23 protein-coding genes are annotated in these 26,994 nt (G+C 64.4%); 5 read left to right on the top strand and 18 right to left on the bottom strand.

Features of this window, described 5'->3' with window-relative positions; genetic code table 11:
* Positions 1-89 precede the first annotated feature (89 nt).
* Positions 90-2,018, bottom strand: coding sequence for a translational GTPase TypA (gene typA / locus M8J71_RS13695; protein WP_256248410.1), 1,929 nt, complete (start codon positions 2,016-2,018; stop codon positions 90-92).
* Positions 2,019-2,287: 269 nt separating this feature from the next.
* Here typA and M8J71_RS13690 point away from each other — a divergent pair, with 269 nt between their 5' ends.
* The gene (locus M8J71_RS13690) at positions 2,288-3,163 is read left to right on the top strand and encodes an SGNH/GDSL hydrolase family protein (protein WP_256248409.1); all 876 of its coding nucleotides are present in this window, start codon (positions 2,288-2,290) and stop codon (positions 3,161-3,163) included.
* 9 nt (positions 3,164-3,172) lie between these two features.
* On the opposite strand, the gene M8J71_RS13685 is transcribed toward M8J71_RS13690, so the two are convergent.
* The 7 genes from M8J71_RS13685 to ychF form a co-directional block, all read right to left on the bottom strand.
* Entirely contained in the window at positions 3,173-4,894 is a 1,722-nt protein-coding gene (locus M8J71_RS13685; RefSeq protein ID WP_305479270.1) for a dipeptide ABC transporter ATP-binding protein, read from the bottom strand.
* A complete protein-coding gene (locus M8J71_RS13680) occupies positions 4,891-5,841 on the bottom strand; it encodes an ABC transporter permease (RefSeq protein ID WP_163162120.1) in 951 nt (316 codons plus the stop codon). Before M8J71_RS13680 ends, M8J71_RS13685 begins: the two co-directional genes overlap by 4 nt.
* The gene (locus tag M8J71_RS13675) at positions 5,831-6,760 is read right to left on the bottom strand and encodes an ABC transporter permease (protein WP_256248407.1); all 930 of its coding nucleotides are present in this window, start codon (positions 6,758-6,760) and stop codon (positions 5,831-5,833) included. Before M8J71_RS13675 ends, M8J71_RS13680 begins: the two co-directional genes overlap by 11 nt.
* Before the next feature lie 129 nt (positions 6,761-6,889).
* Complete coding sequence (locus M8J71_RS13670; RefSeq protein WP_256248406.1) at positions 6,890-8,560, bottom strand: peptide ABC transporter substrate-binding protein; 1,671 nt, start codon at positions 8,558-8,560, stop codon at positions 6,890-6,892.
* Positions 8,561-8,839: 279 nt separating this feature from the next.
* A complete protein-coding gene (locus tag M8J71_RS13665) occupies positions 8,840-10,603 on the bottom strand; it encodes an ABC transporter family substrate-binding protein (protein ID WP_256248405.1) in 1,764 nt (587 codons plus the stop codon).
* 240 nt (positions 10,604-10,843) lie between these two features.
* Entirely contained in the window at positions 10,844-11,497 is a 654-nt protein-coding gene (locus M8J71_RS13660) for an SDR family NAD(P)-dependent oxidoreductase (protein WP_256248404.1), read from the bottom strand.
* 104 nt (positions 11,498-11,601) lie between these two features.
* Positions 11,602-12,687 carry a redox-regulated ATPase YchF gene (gene ychF / locus M8J71_RS13655; protein WP_256248403.1) on the bottom strand — a complete coding sequence of 362 codons (1,086 nt, stop codon included), beginning with the start codon at positions 12,685-12,687 and terminating at the stop codon, positions 11,602-11,604.
* 100 nt (positions 12,688-12,787) lie between these two features.
* Here ychF and M8J71_RS13650 point away from each other — a divergent pair, with 100 nt between their 5' ends.
* Positions 12,788-14,017: a DNA recombination protein RmuC gene (locus M8J71_RS13650; protein WP_256248402.1), complete on the top strand. Its 1,230-nt coding sequence runs from the start codon at positions 12,788-12,790 to the stop codon at positions 14,015-14,017.
* 131 nt (positions 14,018-14,148) lie between these two features.
* Here M8J71_RS13650 and M8J71_RS13645 read toward each other — a convergent pair whose 3' ends face one another.
* Positions 14,149-15,228 carry a 4-hydroxy-3-methylbut-2-enyl diphosphate reductase gene (locus M8J71_RS13645; RefSeq protein WP_163162106.1) on the bottom strand — a complete coding sequence of 360 codons (1,080 nt, stop codon included), beginning with the start codon at positions 15,226-15,228 and terminating at the stop codon, positions 14,149-14,151.
* A gap of 9 nt (positions 15,229-15,237) precedes the next feature.
* Positions 15,238-16,089, bottom strand: coding sequence for a hypothetical protein (locus M8J71_RS13640; protein WP_256248401.1), 852 nt, complete (start codon positions 16,087-16,089; stop codon positions 15,238-15,240).
* Between the two features lie 162 nt (positions 16,090-16,251).
* On the opposite strand from M8J71_RS13640, the gene xseA reads away from it, so the two are divergent.
* Positions 16,252-17,592, top strand: a complete 1,341-nt coding sequence (gene xseA, locus M8J71_RS13635) for an exodeoxyribonuclease VII large subunit (protein WP_256248400.1) — start codon at positions 16,252-16,254, stop codon at positions 17,590-17,592.
* The gene (locus M8J71_RS13630; protein WP_163162100.1) at positions 17,585-17,803 is read left to right on the top strand and encodes an exodeoxyribonuclease VII small subunit; all 219 of its coding nucleotides are present in this window, start codon (positions 17,585-17,587) and stop codon (positions 17,801-17,803) included. The genes xseA and M8J71_RS13630 overlap by 8 nt, the downstream gene beginning before the upstream one ends.
* A 4-nt stretch (positions 17,804-17,807) precedes the next feature.
* On the opposite strand, the gene M8J71_RS13625 is transcribed toward M8J71_RS13630, so the two are convergent.
* The 6 genes from M8J71_RS13625 to M8J71_RS13600 all read right to left on the bottom strand — a co-directional run bounded on the left by M8J71_RS13625 (position 17,808) and on the right by M8J71_RS13600 (position 23,616).
* Positions 17,808-18,662 (bottom strand): PPK2 family polyphosphate kinase, encoded by an 855-nt coding sequence (locus M8J71_RS13625; RefSeq protein ID WP_256248399.1) that lies wholly within the window; start codon positions 18,660-18,662, stop codon positions 17,808-17,810.
* 52 nt (positions 18,663-18,714) lie between these two features.
* On the bottom strand, positions 18,715-19,935 hold the full coding sequence (locus tag M8J71_RS13620; RefSeq protein WP_163162096.1) for a pyridoxal phosphate-dependent aminotransferase: 1,221 nt from the start codon (positions 19,933-19,935) through the stop codon (positions 18,715-18,717).
* 162 nt (positions 19,936-20,097) lie between these two features.
* Entirely contained in the window at positions 20,098-21,060 is a 963-nt protein-coding gene (locus tag M8J71_RS13615; protein ID WP_256248398.1) for an ABC transporter substrate-binding protein, read from the bottom strand.
* Positions 21,057-21,800, bottom strand: a complete 744-nt coding sequence (locus M8J71_RS13610; protein ID WP_256248397.1) for an ABC transporter permease — start codon at positions 21,798-21,800, stop codon at positions 21,057-21,059. Before M8J71_RS13610 ends, M8J71_RS13615 begins: the two co-directional genes overlap by 4 nt.
* Positions 21,797-22,522: an ABC transporter permease gene (locus M8J71_RS13605; RefSeq protein WP_256248396.1), complete on the bottom strand. Its 726-nt coding sequence runs from the start codon at positions 22,520-22,522 to the stop codon at positions 21,797-21,799. Before M8J71_RS13605 ends, M8J71_RS13610 begins: the two co-directional genes overlap by 4 nt.
* On the bottom strand, positions 22,522-23,616 hold the full coding sequence (locus tag M8J71_RS13600) for an ABC transporter ATP-binding protein (protein WP_305479261.1): 1,095 nt from the start codon (positions 23,614-23,616) through the stop codon (positions 22,522-22,524). Before M8J71_RS13600 ends, M8J71_RS13605 begins: the two co-directional genes overlap by 1 nt.
* A gap of 233 nt (positions 23,617-23,849) precedes the next feature.
* Here M8J71_RS13600 and M8J71_RS13595 point away from each other — a divergent pair, with 233 nt between their 5' ends.
* Positions 23,850-24,863: a pirin family protein gene (locus M8J71_RS13595; RefSeq protein WP_256248394.1), complete on the top strand. Its 1,014-nt coding sequence runs from the start codon at positions 23,850-23,852 to the stop codon at positions 24,861-24,863.
* Between the two features lie 42 nt (positions 24,864-24,905).
* On the opposite strand, the gene M8J71_RS13590 is transcribed toward M8J71_RS13595, so the two are convergent.
* Both M8J71_RS13590 and M8J71_RS13585 read right to left on the bottom strand, forming a co-directional pair.
* Positions 24,906-25,853 carry an N-acetylglucosamine kinase gene (locus M8J71_RS13590; RefSeq protein ID WP_256248393.1) on the bottom strand — a complete coding sequence of 316 codons (948 nt, stop codon included), beginning with the start codon at positions 25,851-25,853 and terminating at the stop codon, positions 24,906-24,908.
* 24 nt (positions 25,854-25,877) lie between these two features.
* The gene (locus tag M8J71_RS13585; RefSeq protein ID WP_256248392.1) at positions 25,878-26,888 is read right to left on the bottom strand and encodes a LysR substrate-binding domain-containing protein; all 1,011 of its coding nucleotides are present in this window, start codon (positions 26,886-26,888) and stop codon (positions 25,878-25,880) included.
* Positions 26,889-26,994: the final 106 nt, after the last annotated feature.

Raw genomic sequence — 26,994 nt, 5'->3', positions numbered from 1 at the left:
CCTCTCAGGAGGCAAAGAAAAAGCCGGGACGACGGCGGGAAATCCGCCTGCCGTCCCGGCAGTTTCATTGGCCTTCAGGGCCGTTGTTGCTAGACCTTTGCGCGGGCGCGGTTGGCCTTGGCGCGCTCGTTGGTGTCCAGGATCACCTTGCGGATGCGGATGGACTCCGGGGTCACCTCGACGCATTCGTCCTCGCGGGCGAATTCGAGGCACTCTTCGAGGGTGAGGTCGCGCGGGGGCGTCAGGTTCTCGAACGTGTCGGAGGAGGCTGCACGCATGTTGGTGAGCTTCTTTTCCTTGGTGATGTTGACGTCCATGTCGTCGGCGCGGGAGTTCTCGCCGACAATCATGCCCTCGTAAACCTCCGAGGTGGGCTTCACGAAGAAGGAACCGCGCTCCTGGAGGTTGATCATGGCGAACGGCGTTACAACGCCGGCACGGTCGGCGACCATGGAACCGTTGGTGCGGTACTCGATGGGGCCGGCCCACGGCTCGTAGCCCTCGGAGATGGAGGCTGCGATACCGGCGCCGCGGGTGTCCGTGAGGAACTTGGTGCGGAAGCCGATCAGGCCACGGGCGGGAACGATGAATTCCATCCGGCACCAGCCGGTGCCGTGGTTGGCCATGTTGGTCATGCGGCCCTTGCGTGCGGCCATGAGCTGGGTGACGGCGCCGAGGTACTCTTCGGGCACGTCAATGGTCATGTGCTCCATGGGCTCGTGGATCTTGCCGTCGATGGTCTTGGTGACAACCTGCGGCTTGCCCACGGTCAGCTCAAAGCCCTCGCGGCGCATCTGCTCAACGAGGATGGCCAGGGCCAGCTCGCCACGGCCCTGTACTTCCCAGGCGTCGGGACGCTCGGTGGGGAGAACCTTGATGGAGACGTTACCGATCAGTTCCTTGTCCAGGCGGTCCTTCACCTGGCGGGCCGTGACCTTGGCGCCCTTGACCTTGCCGGCCAGCGGCGAGGTGTTGATACCGATGGTCATGGAGATCGCGGGATCGTCCACGGTGATCAGCGGCAGCGGCTGCGGGTTCTCGGCGTCGGTCAGGGTCTCACCGATGGTGATGTCCTCAATACCGGCGACGGCGACGATCTCACCGGGACCGGCGGATTCGGCCGGGACACGGTCCAGGGCCTTGGTGGCCAGCAGTTCGGTGATCTTGACGTTCTTGAGCTCCCCGTTGGCACGGGCCCAGGCAACGGTCTGGCCCTTGCGCAGGGTGCCGTTGTAGATGCGCAGCAGTGCCAGGCGACCGAGGAACGGCGAGGCGTCCAGGTTGGTGACGTGCGCCTGCAGCACACCTTCCGGGTTGTAGGTGGGAGCCGGAATGTGCTCAATGATGGTCTTGAAGAGCGGCTCCAGGTCCTCGTTTTCCGGCGCGGTGCCGTCGGCGGGCTGCTCCAGGGACGCACGGCCAACCTTGGCGGCAGCGTAGACGACGGGAACCTCGAGGATCTTGTCCAGGTCCAGATCCGGAACTTCGTCGGCCAGGTCAGAGGCCAGGCCCAGGAGGAGGTCCATGGACTCGTGGACCACTTCCTCGATGCGGGCATCGGGACGGTCGGTCTTGTTCACCAGCAGGATGACGGGCAGGTGGGCGGCCAGGGCCTTGCGGAGCACAAAGCGGGTCTGCGGCAGCGGACCTTCGGAAGCGTCAACGAGGAGGACGACGCCGTCAACCATGGACAAACCGCGCTCCACCTCACCGCCGAAGTCGGCGTGGCCGGGGGTGTCAATGACGTTGATGGTGATGGTCTGGCCGTTGGAGGACGGACCGTTGTAGGCCACCGTGGTGTTCTTGGCCAGGATGGTGATGCCCTTTTCGCGCTCGAGGTCACCGGAGTCCATCACGCGGTCTTCGAGGTGGTTGTGCTCGGCAAAGGAGTTGGTCTGCTTGAGCATGGCGTCGACCAGCGTGGTCTTGCCGTGGTCAACGTGGGCCACAATCGCGACGTTGCGGAGGTCACTGCGTGATGCAGTGGCTACCGCGGTGTTGGTGGTGGTTTCAGACATGCGTAATGGCTCGATTCAGTGGTGAAAGTCAGCTGTTGTATCGCGACATTTCCAACTGGAACGCACGACGGATCAGGCCCTTAGCACAGGGCACCTTCCCCAAGTCTAGCCTCTGTGCCATTTATTGGCCTAAATTTTTCCGGCGGCGTGCGGGTCCCGGCGCACCCCGGCGTTGCGCCGCAGCAGAAATTGTGGGCAATATCACTGGCCATACAGGTTGGCATGGAACATGATTGCTCTGACAGACCTGCAAGCCCGGAAGACACCAGATGCGCAAAGCCCCGCCTGCGTTGGCCCAGACCCGTTCTGCCGCGTCGGGCGGCATCGCGGTTATTGCCTTATCCGGTGTCCTGGCCCTCGCCGGGTGCGGCCTGTCCGGGCAAGCCCTAGGAAATCCTCCCCCGGCCGCTGCGGCCGCCGGTCCCGAAGGAGCACCCGGCGGTCAGTTGCGTGGCGGCTTCCCCGTCCTGAACCCCGCTAACGGGCGGTTCGAAGCCGTCGTCCCCGATATCAGCAAAACCGTCCTCCTGATCGGGGATTCGCAGTCGGAACCGGCAGACGGCTGGCCCCGCCAAGGCCTCGCTGCTGCCGGGTACGAGGTGTACTTCGGCGGGAAGGCCGGCACCGGATTCGTGTCAGCCAACGGGAAGACAGGCAACTATATCGACGCCCTCCTGCGGGGTGACTGGCTGATTCCCTCCGGTACTCCCGCGCTGATCGTTATCCAGGGCGGCGGCAATGACGCCTCCAGCGGGGTATCCGACAGCCAGATCACCGGCAATGCCGGCCGGTTAATTGCGGAGTTGCAGGCACGCTATCCGGGAACCCCGATGGCGATGATAGGAACCCTGGCCCGGGGCGAAAACAACGGGGGCGGCCGCCGCACGGAAGTTGACGCCCTGCTGGGATCGGTGGCCGCCGCGCATGGCCTGCCCTTCGTCTCCGTGGGCGACTGGCTCACCAGGTACGGCCTGGCCAAGGACCTCGCCGATGCCGTGCACATGAATCCCAGCGGCCGGCAGGCCCTCGGTGCGCTCCTGGAACGCAGGCTGCGGGACCTGGGCCTGGAGCGTAAGCCGGAACTCGGGCAGGGTGAAAGCAGTTGGAGCCGGAGCCGGCAGGCTCCGGCTCCAACCGGTGAATAAGAAGGGCTGCTAAGCCACTTCCGGCGGCAGCATCAGCTTTGCGCCGGGAATGGCGTTAAGCAGTGCCTGTGTGTACTCCTGCTGCGGCGCATCGAAGACGTCGTCCGTTGATCCGGTCTCCACCAGACGCCCCTTCTCCATCACGCAGACGTGGTCCGCGATCTGCCGCACCACCGCGAGGTCGTGGGTGATGAAGAGGTAGGTCAGCCCAAGGTTGGACTGAAGATCTGCCAGCAGATTCAGTACCTGGGCCTGGACCAGCACGTCGAGGGCGGAAACTGCTTCATCACAGATGATGACTTCAGGGTCCAGGGCGAGTGCCCGCGCAATGGCGACGCGCTGCCGCTGCCCGCCGGAGAGCTCGTTCGGGTACCGCTGCATGGTGGATTGCGGCAGCGCCACCTGGTCCAGCAGTTCACGGACCTTCTTCTCCCGGCTGGCCTTGTTCCCGATCTTGTGGACCCGCAACGGCTCCTCGATGGTCCGGAAGATGTTGTACATCGGGTCCAGGGAGCCGTACGGATCCTGGAAGATGGGCTGGACCCGGCGCCGGAACTTGAACAACTCCGAAGGCTTCAGCAGCGAGGTGTCCACGCCGTCGAAAAGGATCTTGCCGTCGGTGGGCTTCTCGAGCTGGAGCACCATCTTGGCCACGGTGGACTTGCCGGAGCCCGACTCCCCCACGATCGCCGTCGTGGTTCCCCGGAGGACGTCGAAGCTTACGCCGTCCACGGCCGCGAAGTCCGACGATTTCCCCAGGCCCTGCCGAAGCTTGTACACCTTCCGCAGGTCCTGGATCTGCAGGACGTTGTCGGCGGCAAGTGCCTCGGCGGCCGGAGCGAGCAGATCGGCCGCTTCCACGCCCTGTTCCTTTGCAACCTGGATCCTTCGGCTGGCCAGGGAGGGCGCAGACTCGACGAGCCGCTTGGTGTAGGGGTGCTGCGGATTCTGCAGCAGCTCCAGCGACGGCCCCGACTCCACCACCTGCCCGCGGTACATCACCACAACCTTGTCCGCGCGTTCAGCCGCGAGGCCCAAGTCGTGGGTGATCAGCAGGACAGCTGTGCCCAGCTCGGAGGTCATGCCTTCGAGGTGGTCCAGGATTTGCCGCTGCACCGTGACGTCCAGTGCTGACGTGGGTTCGTCGGCGATCAGCAGCCTCGGCTGGCAGGACAGGCCGATCGCGATCAGGGCCCGTTGGCGCATACCGCCGGAGAACTCGTGGGGGTACTGCTTGGCGCGCCGGTGGGAGTCCGGCAGCCCGGCTTCGGACAAGACCTTGGCAATGTCCTCCGGGCCACTGGGACGCCCGTTGGCCTGCAGCGTTTCCCTGACCTGGTAGCCGATTTTCCACACCGGGTTGAGGTTGGACATGGGGTCCTGGGGCACCATGCCGATGGTGTTGCCGCGCAGTTCGATCATCCGCTTTTCGGGCGCGTGCGAGATGTCTTCCCCGTCCAGCAGGATCTGTCCGCCGGAGACCCGCCCGTTGCCGGGCAGCAAGCCAATCGCAGCCAGGGCGGTGGTCGACTTTCCGGACCCTGACTCGCCCACGATGGCCACGGTTTCACCCGGCATGATGGTCAGGTGCGCGTTGCGGACAGCCTTGACTTCGCCGTTGCTGGTGTTGAACGTGATGGCGAGGTCGCGGATTTCCAGCAGCGGCCGGTCTGCGGGTGTTCCGGCTTCAGTAATAGTGACATCGGATGTAGTCACGTGTGCCTCCTTCATCGCTGGCGGCTCTTCGGGTCAAGAGCATCGCGCAGGGCGTCGCCCAGCATGATGAAGCTCAGGACGGTGATGGACAGTGCGGCAGCCGGGTACAGCAGTACTGCGGGGTTGGTACGGATGGACGACTGCGCCGCAGAGATGTCATTGCCCCAGGACATGATGCTGCCGGGGAGCCCAATGCCGAGGAACGACAACGTCGCCTCCAGCACGATGAACACCCCGAGCTCCATGGTGGCCAGCACGATGATGGGGGCCAGGGCGTTGGGCAGGACATGCTTGATAAGGCTCTGGATCCTGGACACGCCCAGCGAACGGGCGGCCGTGATGAAGTCCGCATTCCGGACTTCGATCACCGCCCCGCGGGTCAACCTTGCCATCTGCGGCCACGCGAGCAGCACGATGATCATGATGACCGTCCATACGCTCTTGTTTTCGCGGAAGAACGGCAACTGGGTCACAACCAGGGCGCCGAGCACCAGCGGAAGCGCGAAGAAGATGTCGCCGAGGCGGGCGATGACGGAATCGACCCACCCGCCGTAGAAACCCGCAAGCGCGCCGAGGGTCACGCCGATGATGAGCACGCCGATGACGGCGAAGACACCAACCATGACGGAAGCCTGCGTGCCGTAAATGACGCGCGCGTATACGTCGCAGCCCTGGAAGGTGAACCCGAACGGGTGGCCGGCGGAAGGTGCGCCGTCCGAGTTGGCCAACTGGCAGTTGTCGTTGGGCGCCGTCTGGGTGAACAGGCCCGGGAAGAACGCCACAACCAGGATGACCAGGATCATCACTGCCGAGACGATGAACAGCGGACGACGGCGGAGCTTGCGCCAGGCGTCTGCCCACAGGCTCAGCGGGGCTTGGTCCGTCTTAACAGCATCCGTCGCCAGCAGAGGGGTTTCCTCGATGGGGGCAACGAAATGCGTGGTGTCTTGGTTACTTTTCATAGCGAATCCTCGGATCAAGCCAGGCGTACAGCAAATCAACCAGCAGGTTGGCGATAACGAAGACCAGCACCAGCACACTCACGATGGCGACGACTGTTGGGCCTTCGCTGCGGAGAATTGCCTGGTAGAGCTTCTGCCCCACGCCGGGAACGTTGAAGATGCCTTCGGTAACAATGGCGCCGCCCATCAAACCGCCGAGGCTGGCGCCCAGGTAGGTAACAACGGGAATCATCGAGTTGCGGAGGATGTGCGCCATCACTACCCGCGGCCGGGACAGCCCCTTTGCAGTCGCGGTGCGGACGTAATCAGCCGTTGAGTTTTCAATCACCGATGCCCGGGTGAGGCGGAGCACGTAGGCGAAGGACACCAGCGCCAGCGCGAAGGCCGGAAGCAGCAAAGTACCCCAGCTGACGTCCGTGCCCACCGTGGGTTTGGCCCAGCCAAGGTATACGCCGAAGACCAGCTGCAGCACGAAGCCGAGGACAAAGATGGGAATGGCGATGACAACAAGCGAGGCGAGCAGCACTGACGAATCGAAGATCTTGCCCTTGCGCAGGCCGGCGATGAGGCCGAAGCCGATGCCGAACACGGCCTGGATAACCAGCGCTTCGATGGCGAGCATCACGGTGACGGGGAAGACCCGGCCAAGGGTCGCCGCGATGGGCTGGCCGGTGAAGTCGACGCCCAGGTTGAACGTGAAGAGGTTCTTGAGGAACAAGCCGTACTGGACCCAGAACGGCTGGTCGAGGTTGTACTGCTGGCGGAGGGCTGCGATGACAGCCTCGCTCGGCGGGCGGTCTCCGAAGAGTGCCCTGATGGGATCCCCTGGAAGGGCAAACACCATGAAGTACACCAGCAGGGTTGTGCCCAGGAAAACGGGGATGACTTGGAGCAGTCGCCGGAGAATGAACTGGATCACAGCAGACCCTCCGAAGACTTTGGAGATGTGGGGAAATTCATGTGGGACAGCTTCCTGCCGGTATCAAGGCTATGGGGGCCCGGCTGTTGCCGGGCCCCCACTAGCTAGTTGAGTTGGACGGTCTCAGAACTACTTCGCGGTGATGTTGTAGTACTGAATGACACCGTTCCAGCCGCTGTCCACGTTCGTCACGTTCTGGCTCCACACGACCTGGCGGGCGGAGTACCACAGCGGGAGGTTGGGCAGGTCCTGGAACAGGATCTCCTGGGCCTCGGTGAACTTGGCGTTGGCGTCGTCCGTGGACTTGGCACCCAGTCCTTCATCGAGGAGCTTGTCGAATTCGGGGTTCGAGTAGCCCTCGTAGTTGGCGCTGGCACCGGTCTTCAGGAGCGGGCCGAGGAAGTTGTAGAGCGACGGGTAGTCGGCCTGCCACCCTGCCCGGGTGAAGCCGGGAAGGGTCTGCGCCTTGCGGAGGTCAAGGATCTCAGCGAACTTGGCGAACGGCTGTCCTTCGGCCTGGATACCCAGGTTGTTCTTCAGGTTGTTGGCAACAGCGTCGATCCATTCCTTGTTGCCGCCATCGGTGTTGTAGGCGAGCTGGAGGGTCTTGTCTGCGGGCCAGGGGCTGATGGCATTGGCCTTGTCCCAGGCTTCCTTTGCCTTTGCGGCGTCAAACTTCAGGACCTCGGAACCCGCGACGTTGTCGTTGTAGCCATCCACTGCCGGGGAGGTGAAGTCCTTGGCCGGGATGCGGGTGCCGCTGAAGATCACCTTGGTGATCTCGTCACGGTTGATCGCCATGGAGATTGCCTGACGGCGCAGCTTGCCTGCCTCGCCCTGGAACTCGGGCAGGTAGCCCGGGATGTTCAGGGTGGAGTTGCCGGCGTACGGCTTGTTCAGGTGGTTCTCCGGGAAGTCCGTGGTGTAGGTCTTCAAGGCGTTCGTCGGAAGGACGTCGGTAACGTCCAGGTTGTTGGCCTGGATGTCGGTGTAGGCGGGAGCCGGATCGGTGTAGAACTTGAAGGTTACGCCGCCGTTCTTCGCTTCACGGGGGCCGGCGTAGTCCTCGTTCTTGACGAGTTCAATCTGGCTGTCGTGCTGCCAGGCGCCTTCCTTGGCCATCTTGTACGGGCCGTTGCCTACCGGGTTTTCGCCGTAGGCCTTCGGATCGGCGATCGCCTGGGACGGAAGCGGCATAAAGGCGGTGTAGCCAAGGCGCAGCGGCCAGTCGGCCTCAGGCTGGGTCAGCTTGACCTCAATGGTCGTGTCGTCCTTGAGGACCAGGCCCGAGAGGGTCTGGGAGGTGGGGGCGGGGACCTCGGTCTCGCCTTCCTTCTTGGTGGCGCTGACGGCGTCGTAGCCCTCAATCGACTCAAAGAAGCTGCTGTTGGCCTGGGCATTGGTGCTCAGTGCAGCGAAGTTCCAGGCGTCGACGAAGCTCTTGGCAGTAACTTCCTCACCGTTAGTGAACTTGGTGCCGCTCTTCACCTTGATGGTGTAGTTCTGGCCGTCCGGGGATTCGATGGACTCGGCCAGGGCGTTGACTGACTGCCCGCTGGGGTCGTAGCTGGTCAAGCCTTCGAAGAGAAGTTCGACGACGCGGCCGCCATAAACTTCGTTGGTGTTTGCCGGCAGCAGCGGGTTCTGTGGTTCGTTGCTGTAGGCGGTGATGACCTTACTGGGGTCGCCGGCCGACTGGCTGGCACCGTCATTGCTGCCGCCTCCAGCGCCGCAGCCGGTCAGGGCGAGTGCGGCGATTGCCACGATGCCCAGTGCTTTGGAAGTGCGCGCAAAACGCATTCCGCCTCCTATGAGTTGTGGGAGAAAACGAGGGGAATCTTGTGCTTCCCCGCAGGCGAGACGCAGCTTTCAACTGTGACGCAACCTACATATACGAGTAGCCTAACCGCACAAAGTCCAGATGCTGGTACTCCGTTGCCAAACCGTGACCGGCTCGAACTGAACGCCTAGTCGGTCAACGGAAGTTGTGCAAGTCACATGCTACTCGCCGGTAGGCGTAACTGCGAATCGGAAATGTGAACCGCCCCACGCACCCTGCGGCAGGTAGTCAATCAGGCCCTAGGCCAGCCGCCAGTCCCAGACATTCCACCAGACGCCCAAGGGGCCCGGGCTTGGCTTAACACCGGCAATCCGGGCGCTGAAGGCTGTTGTGCCCACTGTCTGGTACAGCGGGAGCCCGTAAGCGTTCTCCCATACCTGCTTATCGATTTCCGCCAGGAGCTCGTCCTGTTTTGCCAGGTCAGTGGTCCCGGCGAGTTCTTCCATCGCCTTGTCGGCGTCGCCGTCCGAGAATCCGTTGAAATTGCTGCCGGCGCCGGTGCGGAAGATCTGCGGAACCCGGCTGACGCCCACCCCGGTGCCGATCCAGCCGAGCAGCGCTGCGTCGTACCCGCCGCCTCCGAGGGCCCTGGCCCAGTCAGCGTTGCCTTGTCCGGCGTCGACAACCTGGAAGCCGGCCAGGGCTGCCGAGTCCCGGATCAGCTCAAAAGCCCGGGCGCGGTTGGGGTTATCGCGGTTGTAGAGGATCCGGACGGTGGGAGTTTCACCATCAAGGAGCGCCTTGGCACGCTCGATGTCCACCTCGGCGTAATCCGCGGATCCGTTATTCTTCGCGGTATCTTCGTACTTTGGCTGCCCGGGCAGGAACACATGCGAGTCGAGGGGCTTTGCATCCGGCAGCAGGTCCCCGACGACGGCATCGACAATGGCTTGCCGCGGGACCGTTTTGAGGAACGCCTCCCGTACGCCGTCCCGGGCGAAGGGACCGGAAAAGCTGAGGTCCAGGTGGTCATACCCGGACTGGTTATAACGCTCAACGCTGATGCCCTGTTCAGCCAGGCCCGTGAAGAGATTGTCGGTGCCGCCAGAGGGTTGGGGCGAAATGATGTCCGCCTGCCCGTTCCGGAGGGCATCCAAAGCCGCCGGCATTGCTCCGGTGAACCGGATGTTGATCTCATCAAGCCACGGTTCCTGGCCCCAGACGTAGTCGCGGTTGCGGACCAGCTTCATGGAAACCTCGGGGACGATGTCCCGGACGATGTACGGTCCGCTGGAGAGGTAGAGCGAGGGGTCATCGGGAAGGCCCTTGGTGTCGAAACCGGAGTTCCAGAAGTCACTGACCTGCTTCAGGGCCGTATTGACCGCCGGTTCTTCGACATCCCCGCGAGGTGAGTCCTTGACCAGGTCGATGAGGTCTTCCTCATCGTTCAGGCCGCTCTTCGCGGCCACGACGTGCGCCGGCAGGCCGACGTCGAACGCTACTTCCCAATCGGCGTACGGCACCTCGTACTCCAGGGTGATGGAACGCCCGTCCTCGCCGATCTCGGGAAGAACGGTTCCCGCCAGCCCGCTGGTATCGGCGGCGGTGGAGAAATACCTGGTTCCGGTTCCGGCCAGTGGATCGGCGTCGTCAAAGTATCCGGAGCCGGCAGCCCAGCTCAACAGGAGGTCGCCGGCGTCGATCGCTTCACCGTCAGACCACGTGACGCCCTCGTTGACGGTGTACCTCACCTTGAGCGGTTGGTCGGACACCTTTTCGAAGCGGCCGAACTTCTCGTTGCGCACCACCGTGGACGAGTCATCCAGGTAGTAGAACCCTGAGTGCGTGATGTGCCCGACCTTGGAGTTGATGTCCGTGTTGCCATCAGTGCTGTACGGATTGAAGGACGAGAAGGCGTTGACCTCGGCAACGGTGGCGCTGCCACCCCGTTTCGCCTCACCCACCACCACGGGGGCGGGACCTCCCCCGCCCGAGCAGCCCGAAAGCACCAGGGCAGCCGCTAGTGCCGTGGTGATGACCTGCATCAGACGCCTGACGGGCATGCCGCCTCCTTGTTTTCCTTCTGCGGGAGGGGCTCCTGGAACTGCCAGGATCACGCCCTGTACTCAGGATAAGGCGTGCGGCCCCTTGTTTCGCGGTGCCGTCCGCAGCAGCCGTGTTGCCTCCTGCCCGTCGCCGAGCAGCGTTTCAGCACGACGGCGATGCTCCCGCCGCTTGTCCGGGTCCATCGCTTCGCCGGTCCATTAGCTTCTTTGGCGCTCAGTTAGAGGACTCGGCCGAGCTTAGAAGGCGGTGCTGGGCAGATCCTTCTCGCCATCGACGATCGCGGTGATAATTCGCGCTGCAACCAGGTCTGGATCGAGCCCCGCGCCGAATTGCGGCGCTGACCCGGCGATCGGATGGTCGGACAAGGCGGTGCCAGTGTGGCCTGGGCGGGCGTCCATGATTCGGATGCCCGCGCGGCGATACTCGCGCGCCGCTGCGACAACGAAGGCCGCGAGCCCAGCCTTCGACGCCGAGTATGCCGCCAGACCGGCGACGGGTGCCTCGGCGACAACGCCGCTTAGTGTGACCACGAAGGGCTCCCGGCCCTCACGTGCCGAGGCCGCGAGGTAGGGCTGGCTCTGGGTAATGAGCTGGATCGGACTCGTCGTATTCACAGCGAAGAGTTCGTCCACGGTGGCGGGTTCAAGGTCTGATGCGGCGCCGAAGGCGACGACCCCGGACGCAACCACTAGCCCGTCGAGGCGTCCGTACTGCGCATTCGTATCATCCAGGACCTTTTGGATCACGGAGGGTGCGCGCAGATCATGCCCGGCAGACTTTGACGAACGGGCGACGATGGCGCCGTTACTCTCCAGCTGGACAGCGATGCGCGAACCAAGCCCGCCGGTGGCGCCGACTACCAGAACAACCGCACCCCGAAGAGTCGTCATGGGTAGATCCTAGGTCACGCCGCTGGCCCGTGACACAGCCTTTTGAGTTGGAAGATGCCCCCCATCGCACTGACAGAGATGGGCCCATCTAAAAATTCTGTGGGCTAGACGTTGAAGCGGAACTCCACCACATCGCCGTCGGCCATGACATATTCCTTGCCTTCGATCCTGACCTTGCCGCGGGATTTGGCCTCGGCCATGGACCCGGCTTCCACCAGGTCGTTGAAGGACACCACCTCGGCCTTAATAAAGCCGCGCTGGAAGTCAGAGTGGATTACCCCTGCTGCCTGCGGTGCAGTATCCCCCTGGCGAATAGTCCAGGCACGGGTTTCCTTGGGGCCGGCCGTGAGGTAGGTCTGCAGCCCCAGCGTGTGGAAGCCGACCCGCGCCAGCTGGTCCAGTCCGGATTCGTCCTGGCCATTCATTTCCAGCATTTCGCGGGCCTCTTCCTCGTCAAGTTCCACGAGGTCGGCTTCGAGCTTGGCGTCAAGGAAAACGGCGTCCGCCGGGGCAACCAGGGCCCGCAGTTCCTCCTGCTTTTCGGGACTGCCCAGAATGGCTTCGTCGGCGTTGAAGACGTAGATGAACGGCTTTGCCGTCAGGAGGCCGAGCTCCTTGAGGTGTTCCATTTCCAGCTTGTCGCTCTTGATGGAAGAGAAGATGGTATCGCCGCGTTCCAGAACCACCTGGGCTGCCTTGATGGCGGCAAGCTCCGCAGCTTCCCGCTTCTTGATCTTGACTTCCTTTTCGATCCGCGGAATGGCGTTCTCGATGGTTTGCAGGTCGGCCAGGATGAGCTCGGTGTTGATGGTTTCCATGTCGGAGCGCGGGTCCACTTTGCCATCCACGTGGATAACATCGGGGTCATCGAACACGCGCACTACCTGGGCAATGGCTTCAGCCTCGCGGATGTTGGCCAGGAACTTGTTGCCCAGGCCTTCGCCCTCGGATGCGCCCTTAACGATTCCGGCGATGTCGACGAACGACACCGGCGCCGGCAGGAGGCGCTGCGAACCGAAGATCTCAGCCAGCTTCTGAAGGCGGGGGTCGGGCAGGTTCACGACGCCAACGTTGGGCTCGATGGTGGCGAACGGGTAGTTCGCCGCCAGCACCTGGTTGCGGGTCAGTGCGTTGAAAAGGGTTGATTTGCCGACGTTGGGCAGTCCGACGATGCCAATAGTAAGAGCCACGAGCATTGATTCTACCCGCAGCAGGCGCCAAGGGGTTCCCGGCCGGCGGGCGGAAATGTCGCTTCCGGGAAATGTCACAGCCCCGTGCGACAGTGAGCACATGGATGCTTTTGCGCTGATACTGGCTTTGTTCATGCTGTTACTGGGCGCCCTTGCGGGCGCTGCAGCCACCTACTTTGCGCTGCGGAAGAACAGCCGCGCCGTGGAAGAGGACTTCGACGCCGTGTCGTCGCGGCTTTCGGAGGTGAGCGCACAGTTTGCCGCGGCCGACGCGGAACGCCGCCTTTTGGCTGCACAGAACCGTGAGTTGGGGGAATCACGGTCCCAGGACGGCAGCGTGCTCCGTGCCCTGGCGCCGGTGGCCGAGAAGCTGACGGCAGTGCAGCAGCAGGTGGCGCTCCTGGAGCGTGACAGGCTGGAACAGTATGGCCAGCTGGCCCAGCAACTGCAGGAAGCCCGGCTTTCGGATGAGCAGCTGATCCGGTCCACCCATGCCCTGGAGTCCGCCCTGCGGTCCAACAGTGCGCGCGGGCAGTGGGGAGAGGTCCAATTGCGGCGCGTGGTGGAGGCCTCCGGGATGCTGCGGCACGTCGACTTCATCGAACAGGTCCACAGCACCGGCGGTGAGTCTTCCGTCCGCCCGGACCTCGTGGTCCAGCTGCCCGGCGAAAAGCAGTTGGTGGTTGATGCAAAAGTCCCCCTGTCGGCCTATCTGGAGGCGCAGGAGCTCGGCGCATCCATGGAGTCCCGGGCGGGCCAGCCCGGGCTGTCCGTGAGCACAGACCGCCGCTCGCAGCAGGGGCTCCTGGCTGCCCACGCAAAGGCGCTGCGGGCCCATGTGGACTCATTGAGCAACAAGAAATACTGGGACATCCCGGGCAACTCACCGGAGCTGGTGATCTGCTTCATCCCGGCCGAATCGATTCTGGCCGCAGCGCTCATGGCTGATGCCGAACTCCTTGACCATGCGCTCTCGAGGAACGTGGTGCTGGCATCGCCGAGCACGCTGCTGGCTGTGCTGAAATCTGTGGCCTTCACCTGGCGGCAGGACGTCCTGACTGACAGCGCCCGTGAGCTGTTCGACCTCGCCAGGCAGCTGTACGACCGGATGGGAACCTTGGGCGAAAATGTCAGCAAGCTGGGGTCGTCGCTGAAGACGTCCGTGGACCGGTACAACTCCATGGTGGGCACCCTGGAAGCGCGTGTCCTTCCCACTGCCAGGAAGTTGAACAGCCTGGAGGAATCGGGCTTGATGACTCCTCCGGTTGTAGAGGTCACACCGCGCACGCTGGCCGCCCCTGAACTTCAAAGCGAGGACGAGGCCGCCTGAGGGCGCCTCCAGGGAAAGAGCTTCGGGGTAAGAACTCCCAGGGTCAGTAATCCGGCGTAAGGAAAGGGCCTGGCAGCCGCAGCTGCCAGGCTCCTCACTTCACTGTGCTCCCAGCTTCGACGCCGGCGTTCCTAGCTCCGCGGGCGGCGTCCACCCAGGGCACGACTGACATCGCCGGCCTGCTTCAGGGTTGCCCGAAGCTCCTTAGGCAGCGAGAAGAGGAGATCCTCTTCGGCCGTGACGACTTCCTCAACGGTGCCGTAGCCGTAGTCGGCCAGCAGGCGCAGCACGTCCTGCACCAGCACCTCGGGTACGGAGGCGCCGGACGTCACGCCGACCGTTGCGACGCCTTCAAACCAGGCCTCATCAACCTCATTGGCAAAATCCACGCGGTAGGAGGCCTTGGCACCGTATTCGAGGGCAACCTCCACCAGCCTCACGGAGTTTGAGGAATTGGCCGAGCCCACCACAATGACCAGGTCTGCCTGGGGGGAAATCTTCTTGATCGCCACCTGGCGGTTGGTGGTGGCATAGCAGATATCGTCGCTGGGCGGGTCCTGCAGCGTGGGAAACCGATCCTTCAACAGGCGGACGGTTTCCATGGTCTCGTCAACGCTGAGGGTGGTCTGTGACAGCCAGATGACCTTCTCCGGGTCCCGCACCGTCACCTTGTCCACTTCGTGCGGACCGTTGATGATCTGGATATGCTCCGGAGCTTCGCCTGCAGTGCCTTCAACTTCCTCGTGGCCGTCGTGGCCGATCAGCAGGATGTCGAAATCGTCCTTCGCGAAGCGCACGGCTTCCTTGTGGACCTTGGTCACGAGGGGGCAGGTGGCGTCAATGGTGCGCAGGCCGCGGTCCTCAGCGGACTGGACCACCGCCGGCGATACGCCGTGGGCAGAGAAAATCACCAGCGCGCCCTCCGGAACTTCGTCCGTCTCGTCAACGAAGATGGCGCCCTTTTCCTCCAGGGAGCTGACCACATGGACGTTGTGCACAATCTGCTTCCGCACATACACCGGAGGGCCATAGTGTTCCAGGGCCTTCTCAACGGCGATGACGGCACGGTCAACACCGGCGCAGTATCCCCGGGGAGCAGCGAGCAGCACCTTCTTGGTTCCGGAGACGGGGGCTGCAGCAGCTACTTCCTCAGGAGAGCGGCGCCTACGCGGGATTGTGGGCATCGAAAGGGAAACAGCTGAGGGGGTCATTATTTGATTCTACCGGGTTACCCGCGCCCGCTTTCGCGGTATGAGGCCCGCCACAATTCCCACCAGCACCAGTACCCCTCCGGTGATTGCCGCGGCCAAGGTCCATGTTTGGAAGTCGGCGGAGGCCGCCGCGACGAACTCATTCCTGAACATGTTCGCCACCTCGTTACCGCTGTCCGTAGCCAGCACTGCAGCGGAACCTGCCTGCGCGCCCAACGTCCAGAGAGCTGCCAGCAACAACGCGCCAACTCCTGCGGCCACCAGCACCGTCCAGCGCCGGCGGGCGGCAACGAGGGCCAGGAGCAGCGCCACGGCAGATCCCCCGGCCAGCAGGTAACCGGCGGGAGCGAAGGTGCGCAGGCGCTCCGTCCATTCCTTGTGCTCCGGCTGGCCGACATTAATAAGCGTCTGCTCCGGCGGGTCCAGGGGAAGCCTGGTGGCGCGTGAGATTTCCTCGGAGCCCAGTGCCACCAGGGGCGCGACGTCGAGGGTCAGGGATGAAGCGGATGCAGCTTCAGGATTGTTGGCGTCTGTGCCCGCGAAACTGAGGCGGTGGCTTTTGCGGAGCGTTTCTTCCCAGGCAGCGGGGTAGCCGGGAAGACCGGTCAGGGACGCCGCGGCGTTCTCCAATACCGGCCGGACGAGGTCCGAGAGGAAGCCCGGGACCGCGCTGGTGTCGATCGTGCCGATGGCAGCCGCTGCCAGTCCTTGCTGGAACTCTGGATTCCTGCCCAGCGGTGCCGCCAGTTCCACGAAGCCCTGCTCCTGGACAATGCTGCGGTCCAGCCAGATGGCCGGAACTGCCACGGCAGCGAGCAGTACGGCCAGCACGGTAGCAGCAGCGGAAACAAAAGTGCGCACAGCAGGTCCTTCAGGTCGATGGCGGTCAACCCATCCTAGGCGGGCATCCCGGCCGGCCACTGTCAGTCCCGGATGCTACAGCTTATGGATAAGGTTGAATGACCGCCGCACAACAGACGAAGGACCCCATGCCCTCAGCTCCAGCCCCGCAAGGGACTTCGCATGTCTGAACAGGCCTCACTCCCGGTCCCCGGCCAGCAACTGGCTGCACCCACCACCCTCCCGGCGACGGCCGCCGAAACCACCCCGGACAACCCATGGCCGCTGCAGCTCCTCTCGCAGAAGCTGAAAGCCCACATCGACCGCACGCCGTCGGCCTGGGTCGAAGGCCAGGTCATCGAACTGAACCGCCGCGGCAGCAACGCGTACCTGACCTTGCGGGATGTTGACGCGGAGGTTTCGCTGCCGGCCTCGGTGTGGACCAAGGTGCTGGAACGCCAGAACCTACCGCTGGAACGCGGTTCCCGGGTGGTGGCCCTGCTGAAGCCGGAGTTCTGGATCAAAACGGGCCGGCTGAACATGCTGGTCAGGGATATCAGGCCGGTGGGCCTGGGCGACCTCCTTGCCCGGATCGAGCGGCTCCGCCAGGCCCTCGCCGCCGAAGGCCTCTTTGCCGACTCCCGCAAGAAGCCGCTGCCCCTGTTGCCGCATCGCATAGGCCTCATCACCGGCCGCGACTCCGATGCCAAAAAGGACATCCTCCGCAATGCCGCCCTCCGCTGGCCCGCAGTGGAGTTCGAAATCCGTGAGGTTGCCGTCCAGGGAAATACGGCTGTCTACCAGGTGGTGCGCGCGTTGCGGGACCTGGACGCCCGCCCGGAGGTGGACGTTATTGTCATCGCGCGCGGCGGGGGCGCTCTGGAAGACCTTTTGCCCTTCAACAGCGAAGAATTGATCCGGGCCGTGGCAGCCGCTTCCACTCCCGTGGTGAGTGCCATCGGCCACGAGGCGGACAGGCCCCTGCTGGATGACGTCGCCGACCTGCGCGCCTCCACTCCCACAGACGCCGCCAAGCGCATCGTGCCGGAAGTCTCCGAAGAACTGGCAGGGGTCCGCCAGGCCCGGGAGCAGCTGCGCCGGTGCATGGAGCGCCTCGTGGACAGGGAATCGGACCGCCTGGCTTCCCTTCACTCAAGGCCCGTGATGGCTGCACCCGAAGGCATGGTGACCAACCGCTCCGAGGAGATTGAGCGGTTGCTCCGAAGGTCCTCCGCGGCGGTGAGCTCCACCGTGGTGCGGGCTGCCGACCAGCTGGAGCACCTGAAGGCCCAGGTACGCGCGCTGTCCCCGCAGAAGACGCTCGACCGGGGGTACGCCGTCGTCGAACTCGCCGACGCACTGGCAGCACGCTCCGCCAGCTCAGGGCACGCCGTGGTGCGCCGCCCGGCGGAGGCGCCGGCGGGAACGCCGCTCTCGGTCCGGGTGGCGGAAGGCCGTTTCGGCGCCACGTCCACGGGCAGGCTTGACCAGCACACATCGGAAACCGGAGAACCCAATGACTGAGCAAAAGCCAGGAAACGACGTCGCAGCGCTGAGCTATGAGGAAGCCCGCGAGCAGCTCATCGCCGTAGTGGGCAGGCTGGAGGCCGGAGGAGCCAGCCTGGAGGAATCCCTGGCGCTGTGGGAACGCGGCGAAGCGTTGGCCGCCCGCTGCGAGGAATGGTTGGAAGGCGCCAGGAAACGGCTGGCCGCTGCCCGCGACCAGCCGCTGTAAAGCCTCAGGAACGGAGGATCAGCTCCCGCTCGGTGGGGACGTCAAACCCGGCCTTGGGCCACTCGAGGTTCAGTCCGGCCAGAGCTCCCAGCAACAGCTGCTGCACGGCGATCCTGGCGTACCACTTCTTGTTGGCCGGAACCACGTGCCAGGGCGCGTCCGGTGTGCTCGTTTCATCGATGGCCGCCTGGTACGCATCCATGTAGTCCTCCCAGAACGCCCGCTCATCGAGGTCGCCCCGGCTGTACTTCCAATGCTTGGCGGGGTCGTCCAGCCGGGCCAGCAGCCGCGCCTTCTGCTCCTCGCCGCTGATGTGGAGCATCACCTTGACGACTTTCGTCCCAGAGTCCCTCAGGCGCGCCTCGAACTCGTTGATCGCCCCATAACGGCGCTTGATTTCATCGGGGCTGGTCCAGCCGTGGACACGGTGGATCAGCACATCCTCGTAGTGGGACCGGTCGAAAACGCCCACCATTCCAGCGGCCGGCACTTCCTTCTCGATGCGCCACAGGAAGTCGTAGGACTTCTCTTCGTCCGTCGGAGCCTTGAACGCCTTGAACTGGACCCCCTGCGGGTCCATGGCTGCCATGACGTGGTTAACAATGCCGCCCTTGCCCGCGGTGTCCATCGCCTGCAGGATCAGCAGGATCCGCTTCCGGCCGCCAAACCGCGACTCGGCAAACAGCTTCTCCTGCAGCTCGCCCAGCTCATCGTCCAGGTCCGCCAGGAGGGCCTTTCCGTCTACCTTGCTGCCGCTGTAACCGGGAGTGGAATCGGGATCAACGCTGGCAAGCGAGAACCCCTCCCCCGCCCGAAGGGTCTCGGAGGGGTGCTGATCGAACTGGACGACGCCGGCCATAGCGAATCCTTTCCGCGAAGGTTCACGGGACCGAATCGCCCGTGTCCACAGGCTAGTTCCCCTGATACCTGCTTAGGAAGTCCCCCATCCGCCCGACTGCCTCTTCGATGTCCTTGACGTTGGGCAGGGTGACCATGCGGAAGTGGTCCGGGCGTACCCAGTTGAAGGCGCGGCCATGGGAAACCAGGATCTTCTGCTCCCGGAGGAGGTCCAGGACAAATTTCTCGTCATCCCGGATGTGGTAGACCTCGGGGTCCAGCCGGGGAAAGAGGTACAGGGCGCCGCGTGCCTGCTGGGTGCTCACGCCGGGGATGGCGTTCAGCATGTCGTAGGCCTTGTTGCGCTGCTCCAGCAGTCGCCCGCCCGGCAGGATCAGGTCGTTGATGCTCTGGTAACCGCCGAGCGCCGTCTGGATAGCGTGCTGGGCGGGAACGTTGGCGCAGAGGCGCATGTTGGCCAGGAGGCTGATGCCCTCGAGGTAATCCGCTGCGTCCTTCTTGGGACCGGAGATGGCCATCCAGCCGGCACGGTAGCCGCACACACGGTAAGCCTTGGACAAGCCGCTGAAGGTAAGGCACAGGACGTGGTCGCCGGTGAGCTTGGCGAGGTTCACATGGACTGCGTCCTCGTACAGGATCTTCTCGTAAATTTCGTCAGCGAAAATTACCAGTCCGTGCTTCTCGGCAAGGGCCACAATCTTCTTCAGCGTCTCGTCGGGGTAGACGGCGCCGGTGGGGTTGTTCGGGTTGATGACCACGATGCCCTTGGTCCGCGGCGTGATTTTGGCTTCCATGTCCTCAAGGTCAGGCTGCCAGCCGGATTCCTCGTCGCAGAGGTAGTGGACCGGCTTCCCGCTGGCGAGTGCCACGGATGCGGTCCACAAGGGGTAGTCAGGCGTGGGGATCAGGACCTCGTCGCCGTCGTTGAGCAGGGCCATCAAGGACATGGTGATGAGTTCGCTGACCCCGTTTCCCAGGTAAATGTCATCCACGTGGATGTTCTGGATCCCGCGGGTCTGGTAATACTGCGAGACGGCGGTACGTGCGGAGAATATGCCCCGCGAGTCGCTGTAGCCCTGGGCGTGCGGCAGGTGGCGGATCATGTCCACCAGGATGGCGTCCGGCGCTTCGAATCCAAACGGTGCCGGGTTTCCGATGTTCAGCTTGAGGATCCGGTGACCCTCCGCCTCCATCTGCTGGGCGGCCTGGAGGATCGGTCCACGGATGTCGTAAAGGACGTTGTTGAGCTTCGTGGACTGCTTGAATTCTGCCATCCACTAAATATGCCACAGGAGGGATGCGCTTCCGCTGAGACATCAGCCACACCCGTGTCAGGCGCAGCCGGCAGGAAATGCCCTTGGCACCACGACGGCGGCTGCCGGACGTGGAGAAGTCCGGCAGCCGCCGTCGTACTGGTGCAGCAGGTAAGCAGGCTCCTACTTGACGATGCCCTTGTCCTTGAGCCAGGCCTCGGCCGCTTCCTTGGCACCCTGCTTCTGGTCGCCGCTGACAGCACGGTTGAGGTTGATCAGGTCCTCGGTGGTGAGGATCCTGGAGACAGAGTTGAGCGCTTCCTTCGCCTTGTCCGTCATCTTTGCTTCGTTGTACAGCGGGATGACCTGCTGGGCAATGAAGTTGTTCTTCGGGTCCTCCAGGACCACAAGGTCGTTGTCCGCGATGGACGGGGTGGTGGTGTAAATGTCCGCCACCTGCACCTGGTCTTCGAGCAGGGCCTTGAGCGTTACCGGACCGCCGCCGTCGCTAAAAGGCTCCAGCTTCTTGGGCTCGCAGTTGTAGTTGCTCTTCAGGCCCGGCAGCCCATAGGCGCGCTCAGCAAAGGTGGCCGGGGCACCCACCACAATCTCGCTGCAGACCTTGGCCAGGTCCTCGATGGACTTCAGCTGGTACTTCTCCGCGGTTGCCTTGGTGACCACCATGGCATCCTTATTTTCGGCCTTGGAAGCTTCCCCAACCGCAAGGCCGTCAGGCAGCTTTTCCGGCAGGGCCTTGGCGATGTCTTCCGCCGATTCCTCTGTGGCTTCCTTGTCCACATGCAGCAGCAGGTTTCCGGTGTAGTCCGGAACAACGTCCACCGAACCGTCCTGGACAGCCTTGAAGTACACCTCGCGGGAGCCAATGTTCGGTTTGGTGGTGGCGGTGACGCCGGCCGCCGTGAGCGCCCCTGCATACAGCTCAGCGATGATCTGGCTCTCCGGGAAGTCCGCCGAACCGATCACCAGCGAAGTGGCGCCTCCGGACGCCGTGCCGCTGGTTGCCGGGGCGTTGCTCAGCGGATCTGACGATCCGCCGCAGGCGGACAGCGCCATGGCCAGGCCAATTCCAGCGGCCACGCCGCCGAACGCCCGCCTGCCAAAACCTTGTGGTCGGCTTTCTTTCATGACTTACCTCCTTGTGCCACAGTCTCCGCAACAACGGGGACTGTGAGATCGACCGCAGCCTGCTGGCCGCGGTGGGACTGCTTCGAGGCCCCTGATGACAGGAACAGCCTCTGGATGAGGGCGAGGACAAGATCGACGCCGATGGCCAGCGCGGCGATCAGCAGCGATCCTCCCAGCATTTGCGGGAAGTCGCTGAGGACGAGCCCGTCGAACAGGTACCGGCCCAGGCCGCCCAGGTTGATGTAGGCCACCACCGAGACGGTGGCGATCACCTGGAGCACACCGGTCCGGAAGCCGCCGAACATCACCGTCAGGGCGTTGGGCAGCTCCGCCCGGAACAGGACCTGAAGTTCGGTCATTCCCATGGCGCGGGCGGCGTCCACCACGTTGCGGTCCACGCTGGAAATGCCAGCATAGGTACCGGCCAGCAGGGGCGGCACGGTGAGGATCACCAGCGCCCAGACGGGAGGCATCAGACCAATTCCGGCGAGCAGGACAAACAGTGTCAGCAGGCCGAGGGTGGGAAGGGCGCGGAGGGCACCGGCAAGGGCCACGATGGCCACTCTCCCCCGTCCCGTGTGGCCGACGTAGAGGCCGACGGGGACGGCGATTGCGGTGGCGATCAGCATCACGAGCCCCGTGTACTGCAGGTGCTCGCCCAATCGTGCGGGGATGCCGGCGCTCCCGGTCCAGTGCAGTGGGTCGGCCAGCCAGGCGAAGGTATCGGAGAAGACGCTCATGCGTTTCCGCCTCCCGTTGTCGGCTCGGAAAGACGACGCGCGGCAGCAGCTTCCGCTGGTGCCTCGGCCCGCCCATGGTGGCCCCGCTGGCCGGCCCGCTCCCACGGTGTCAGCAGCCGCTCAAGGATGACCAAAATGGCGTCCATCAGCAGTGCGAGGACGAGGATGGCAACGATGCCCACCACTATTTCCGTCACAAAGCCCCGTTGCAGCCCCGAGGTGAAGAGCATGCCCAGGTTGCCGACTCCGAGCAGGGCGGCCACGCTGACAAGCGAAATGTTGCTCACGGAAACAACCCGCAGGCCGGCGAAGAGCACGGGCAGGGACAACGGGAGGTCCACGTGCAGGAAGCGGGCGAGCGGCTTGTACCCCATGGCGACGGCGGCCTGGCTGACGTCCCCGTCCACTGAGTCGAAGGCATCAAGGGCAGCCCGCACCAGCAGGGCGACCGCGTAGATGGTCAGGGCCACCACTACATTGAGTGGATCGAGGATCCTGGTTCCCAGGATCGTTGGCAGAATGATGAACAGTGCCAGCGAGGGAATGGTGTAGAGCAGCGACGACGCCGTGAGCACCACCGAGCGAAGCACGGGATGCTGCCGCGCCAGCTGGGCCAGCGGGATGGCCACCACCAGTCCCAGCACCATGGGGACCAGGGCCAGCACCATGTGCTGGCCGGCCCGTTCCAGGACCATGCCGCTGTTGGCCAGGAACCACTGCATCAGAGCGCAGCCTGCCGCACCTGGCGGGCCTCTTCGATGAGGGCCAGGACTTCGCCACCCCTGACGACGCCGAGTACCCGGCCGTCCGAATCCACGGCAACGCCGAGGCCCGACGGCGAGGACAAGGCAGCATCAAGGGCACGGCGCAGGCTCTCGCCGGGGCGGAAGAGTGATCCGCCGGGAATCAGTCCGGCACCGGTTCCGGGGCCGGTCCAGCCGAGCGGATGCCCGTCGGCATCCACCACGAGCTGCCAGCCGGCGGGATTGGACTCCAGGCTGCCGTCCGCACCGCGGACCACCGTCGGCACCTGGTGCACGGTGACGCCGTCGGACGCCGTAAATCCAAGGTGGCGGAAACCACGGTCGCGCCCTACGAAGGAGGCCACAAAGTCGTTCGCGGGCGCCCTCAGGATCTCCTCCGGAGTGGCATACTGCGCGAGCTTGCCGCCGGTGGCAAAGACGGCCACCTTGTCGCCCAATGTTGTGGCCTCATCGATGTCGTGGGTAACAAAGACGATGGTTTTGGCCAGGTCCTTCTGGAGCCTGAGGAGTTCCTGCTGAAGCTCGTCACGGACCACGGGATCCACGGCGCTGAATGGTTCATCCATCAGGAGGACAGGCGGGTCTGCGGCGAGGGCCCGGGCTACGCCCACGCGCTGTTGCTGGCCGCCGGAGAGCTGGGACGGGTAGCGCTTCGCCAGGGAAGGGGCCAGGCCGACGACGTCGAGCAGTTCCTGGGCGCGTTTCCTGGCGTCGGACTTGGAGACGCCGTTGAGCCTGGGCACGGTGGCGATGTTGTCCAGCACCGAGCGGTGCGGCAAAAGTCCGGAGGACTGCATCACATACCCCATGGAACGGCGGAGTTCGGGCGCCGGGACGGTGGTGACGTCCTTGCCCGCCACCGTGATGACGCCTGAGGTGGGCTCGACCATGCGGTTGATCATTCGGAGCGACGTGGTCTTCCCGCAGCCGGAGGGCCCCACAAATACGGTGATGGAACCTGGGCTGATGGACATGGTGAGCTGGTCCACGGCCGGCTGCCCGCCCTGGTACTGCTTGGTGACGCTCTGAAACTCGATCATGGCCTGGTCCATGCGGACTTACCTGTTCTGTTGGACGGCTTCGGAAAGCAACGCGAAATTGTCACAGCACGCTGATAGTTACGGTAGCCCAAACCGGACGCGGCAACACCTGCAGCACACCCCAATTCCGGCAAAGGAATCCCTAACTGTAATCATTCGGTGCCGGTCCACGGCCGGATGGGTACGCGTTTGGCCAGGGTCGACGGACATACCGCGGCGTGGTAACCGAGGCCTAAAGTGGGGAGGTGACCAACTTGGAAGTTTCCCCGCAACAGGAAGTCTGCCCGCCGGCACAGCCGGAAGGAAGCTCCGGCCCCTGCCTGCAGCTGTGGCCCGAACGTGAAGTACCGCTGGGCGGGGTGCGTGCAATGAATGTCCAGCGGACGCTGCCCCAGCGCGGGCTCCCGACCATCGGCGCCTGGTGCTTCCTGGACAGCTTCGGCCCGGACCGGACTGCGATGTCAGTGCTTCCGCACCCGCATATCGGGCTGCAAACGGTGACCTGGCCGCTGGCCGGGACTATCCGGCACCGGGACAGTGTGGGCAGCGACGTGGTGGTGCGGCCCGGCGAGCTGAACATCATGACGGCGGGGCACGGGGTTTCCCATTCTGAATTCGCAGTGCTTCCGCCGGGGGGCGAACTGCCCCTGCAGCGCGGCCTTCAGCTCTGGGTGGCCCTTCCGGATGGGGAACGGGACCGGCAGCCCGCGTTCGAGCAGCACCGTGACCTTCCCACAGCGGCCGGCGAAGGTTTTACCGCCACCGTGATGGTGGGCGAACTCGACGGTGCGGTCTCGCCGGCAACGATGTATTCCCCGATTGTGGGAGCGGATGTTTCCTGCGAAGGCAGTGCCGTACTCCCCCTCAACGAGCACTTCGAACACGGCATCCTGGTGCTCGACGGCGGGCTGACGCTGGACGGTCAGGAACTTCCTCCCGGGCCGCTGGGCTACCTTGGCATCGGCCGGCGGGAACTTCAGGTCCAGGCGAAGCCCGGCACGCGTTTCCTCCTGATCGGCGGCGAGCCCTTCCAGGAGGAGCTGCTGATGTGGTGGAACTTCGTGGGACGTACGCACGATGAAGTCGAGCAGGCCCGGGATGCATGGGAAGCGCAGGCGGCCCTTCCCGACGGCGGGATGGCAGCAGCCCGCTACGGCCTGGTCCCGGGGCACGGTCCTGACGCCGGTCCGGAGGCCGGGCGCATCCCTGCTCCCCCGCTGCCGGCCGTACGGCTTACTCCGCGGAAGCGGTCCGTGTAGGAAACCGGCCCGGCGAGGGCGTGTCCCTGCTCACGCTACGCGTCAGGCCTGTTCTGCCAGCAGCTGCAGCACACCGAAGACGGGTTCCTGGTCCAGGACCCGGACATCGGTAACACCGGCTTCCGCAAGGTGCCGGCGGAAGGAGTCCTGGAGAGGCACCACGTTCATGCCCAGCCCGCCGCCCAGGATGACCGGCCCGGGGATCTCCAGCTGGTTCAGCACCTGCAGGGCCAGCCCGGCAAGGTCCTGGCCCGCCTGCTCCAGCAATTCCTGGCTTGCCGGATGGCCGGCTGCTGCCGCCTCCACTACGTGCCGGGCCTGCTGCGCCCAGAAACGGCGCCCGGTATCCGGAGAATGGAACTGCGCAATGAGGCGGTTCGGATGGTCCACTCCGCAGGACGCCAGCAGGGCGGCAGTCAGTTGGTCCACTGGAAGGCCCTGGTTCATCCGCCGCAGGCTGTACCGCACAGCCTCCCGTCCCAGCCAATAACCGCTGCCTTCGTCGCCCAGCAGATAACCCCAGCCTCCCGCCCTGGCCTCGGCGCCGTCGGCGTTCCTGCCCCAGGCTGCCGAACCAGTGCCGGCGATTACTGCCACGCCTGTCCCGGCATGGCCTGCAGCGAGAAGCAACCGGGAATCATGCACCACCGTGATCTGCGCGCCGGGAGCGTGAGGTTCGATCAGCCCGGCAAGGGCTGCGGCGTCCTCTTCGGTATCGATGCCGCCGGATCCGGCATACACGTGGGACACCGTTCCCCCGCCGATCCTGCCAAAGAGGCTGGCCAGATTGCGGGCAGCCTCGTCACGGGTAACGTTTTGGACGTTCGAACTCCCCGCAGACTCATCGGCCACCGGGATCCCGTTTTCAAACCGGATGCCGTGCGTTTTCGTCCCGCCGATGTCCAGGCCGATGATAACGCCGCCGGGTGGATTCGACGGCGGGTTAAGCGTCTGGGCGGGCAGGGCAGATGGATTCTCGGTGTTCGTCACGTCACAAGGGTACTGGTCACAGGACTAGTGAAGTTTCGGGTTCCTGGTCACGGGGTTGACCAGCCGGGACCGCCGTTCCACCAGCCCGGCCAGGAGCTCCGGCCCGTCGGTGAGGACCATGTCTCGGAACAGCCGGACGGCAGCCGGTTCAACCTCGGCTTTACGCTGCCGCCAGCTCAGGCCGACCTCGCGGAAGGCCAGAGCCGAGTCCAGGGGCACTTCCACCCAGCCCAGGTTGCCCGTTTCCGCGCTGACGTTCCGGCCGGGGGCATCCCCGCCCGGTGGCAGGATGCTGACGCCGAGTCCGGCCGAAACGAGGCCCCGGACGGTATGGGAGTCCTGGCTTTCGAAGGCGATGCGGGGACGGTATGCGGCCTCACGGAACAGGGCATCGGTCAGCGAGCGCATGCCGTAACCGGGGCCGAGGGCCACAAACGGTTCGGAGCGGATGTCCGCCACGGACGCCACGGCCCTGCCGGCGAGCGCATGGGTGTGGTGGACCACCAGGCGCAGGGGTTCCCGGTAGAGCGGGGCGGAGAGAAGGTTCCTGCCGGGAGTTGCCACCGGCGCGGTCAGCGCCAGGTCGGACGCGCCTGCCGCGAGCTCGGCGAGGCAGGAGTCGCGCGCTCCCTGGCTTAGCGTAAACACGGCGCCCGGGTGGCGGCTGCGGAAGGCACTGATGAGGAGCGGGAGGGTGGACTCGCCAAAGGTGTGCTGGAACGAGACGGAGATTTTGCCGCGGACAATATCGGACTCGTTGCGGACCAGGTCCAGCCCGGCCTGGAACTCCGTCAGTGCCCGCTCGATGTAGGGCAGCAGGGACCGGGCAGCCGGGGTGAGGCGCACTCCCCTGCCGTCCCTAACCAGGAGTTCGGTACCGACGGCGGCGCTGGCCCGCGCCAGTGCCCTGCTCACCGTGGACTGGGGTACTCCGAGGAGTTCGGCGGTTTCGGTGACATGTTCGGTCCGGCCCAGTTCAGCGAGCAGCGGCAGGAGCGGAAGAAGCTGCGCCAGCTGCTTGTGGTCGGGCTCCATAGGTCCTTCCTGGTTCCAAGTCTGCGAGGGGCAATGTTCCGGATTTGATATGAGTCTGGCACAAAAGATGCATTGGAAGCAGGTATTGGGCCGGGTTTACGCTTGC

This window comes from Pseudarthrobacter sp. R1 (assembly GCF_024494415.1).
Lineage (GTDB): Bacteria > Actinomycetota > Actinomycetes > Actinomycetales > Micrococcaceae > Arthrobacter.
Note: the sequence above shows the minus strand (reverse complement) of the source record. Positions and strands in the feature narration are given on the sequence as shown.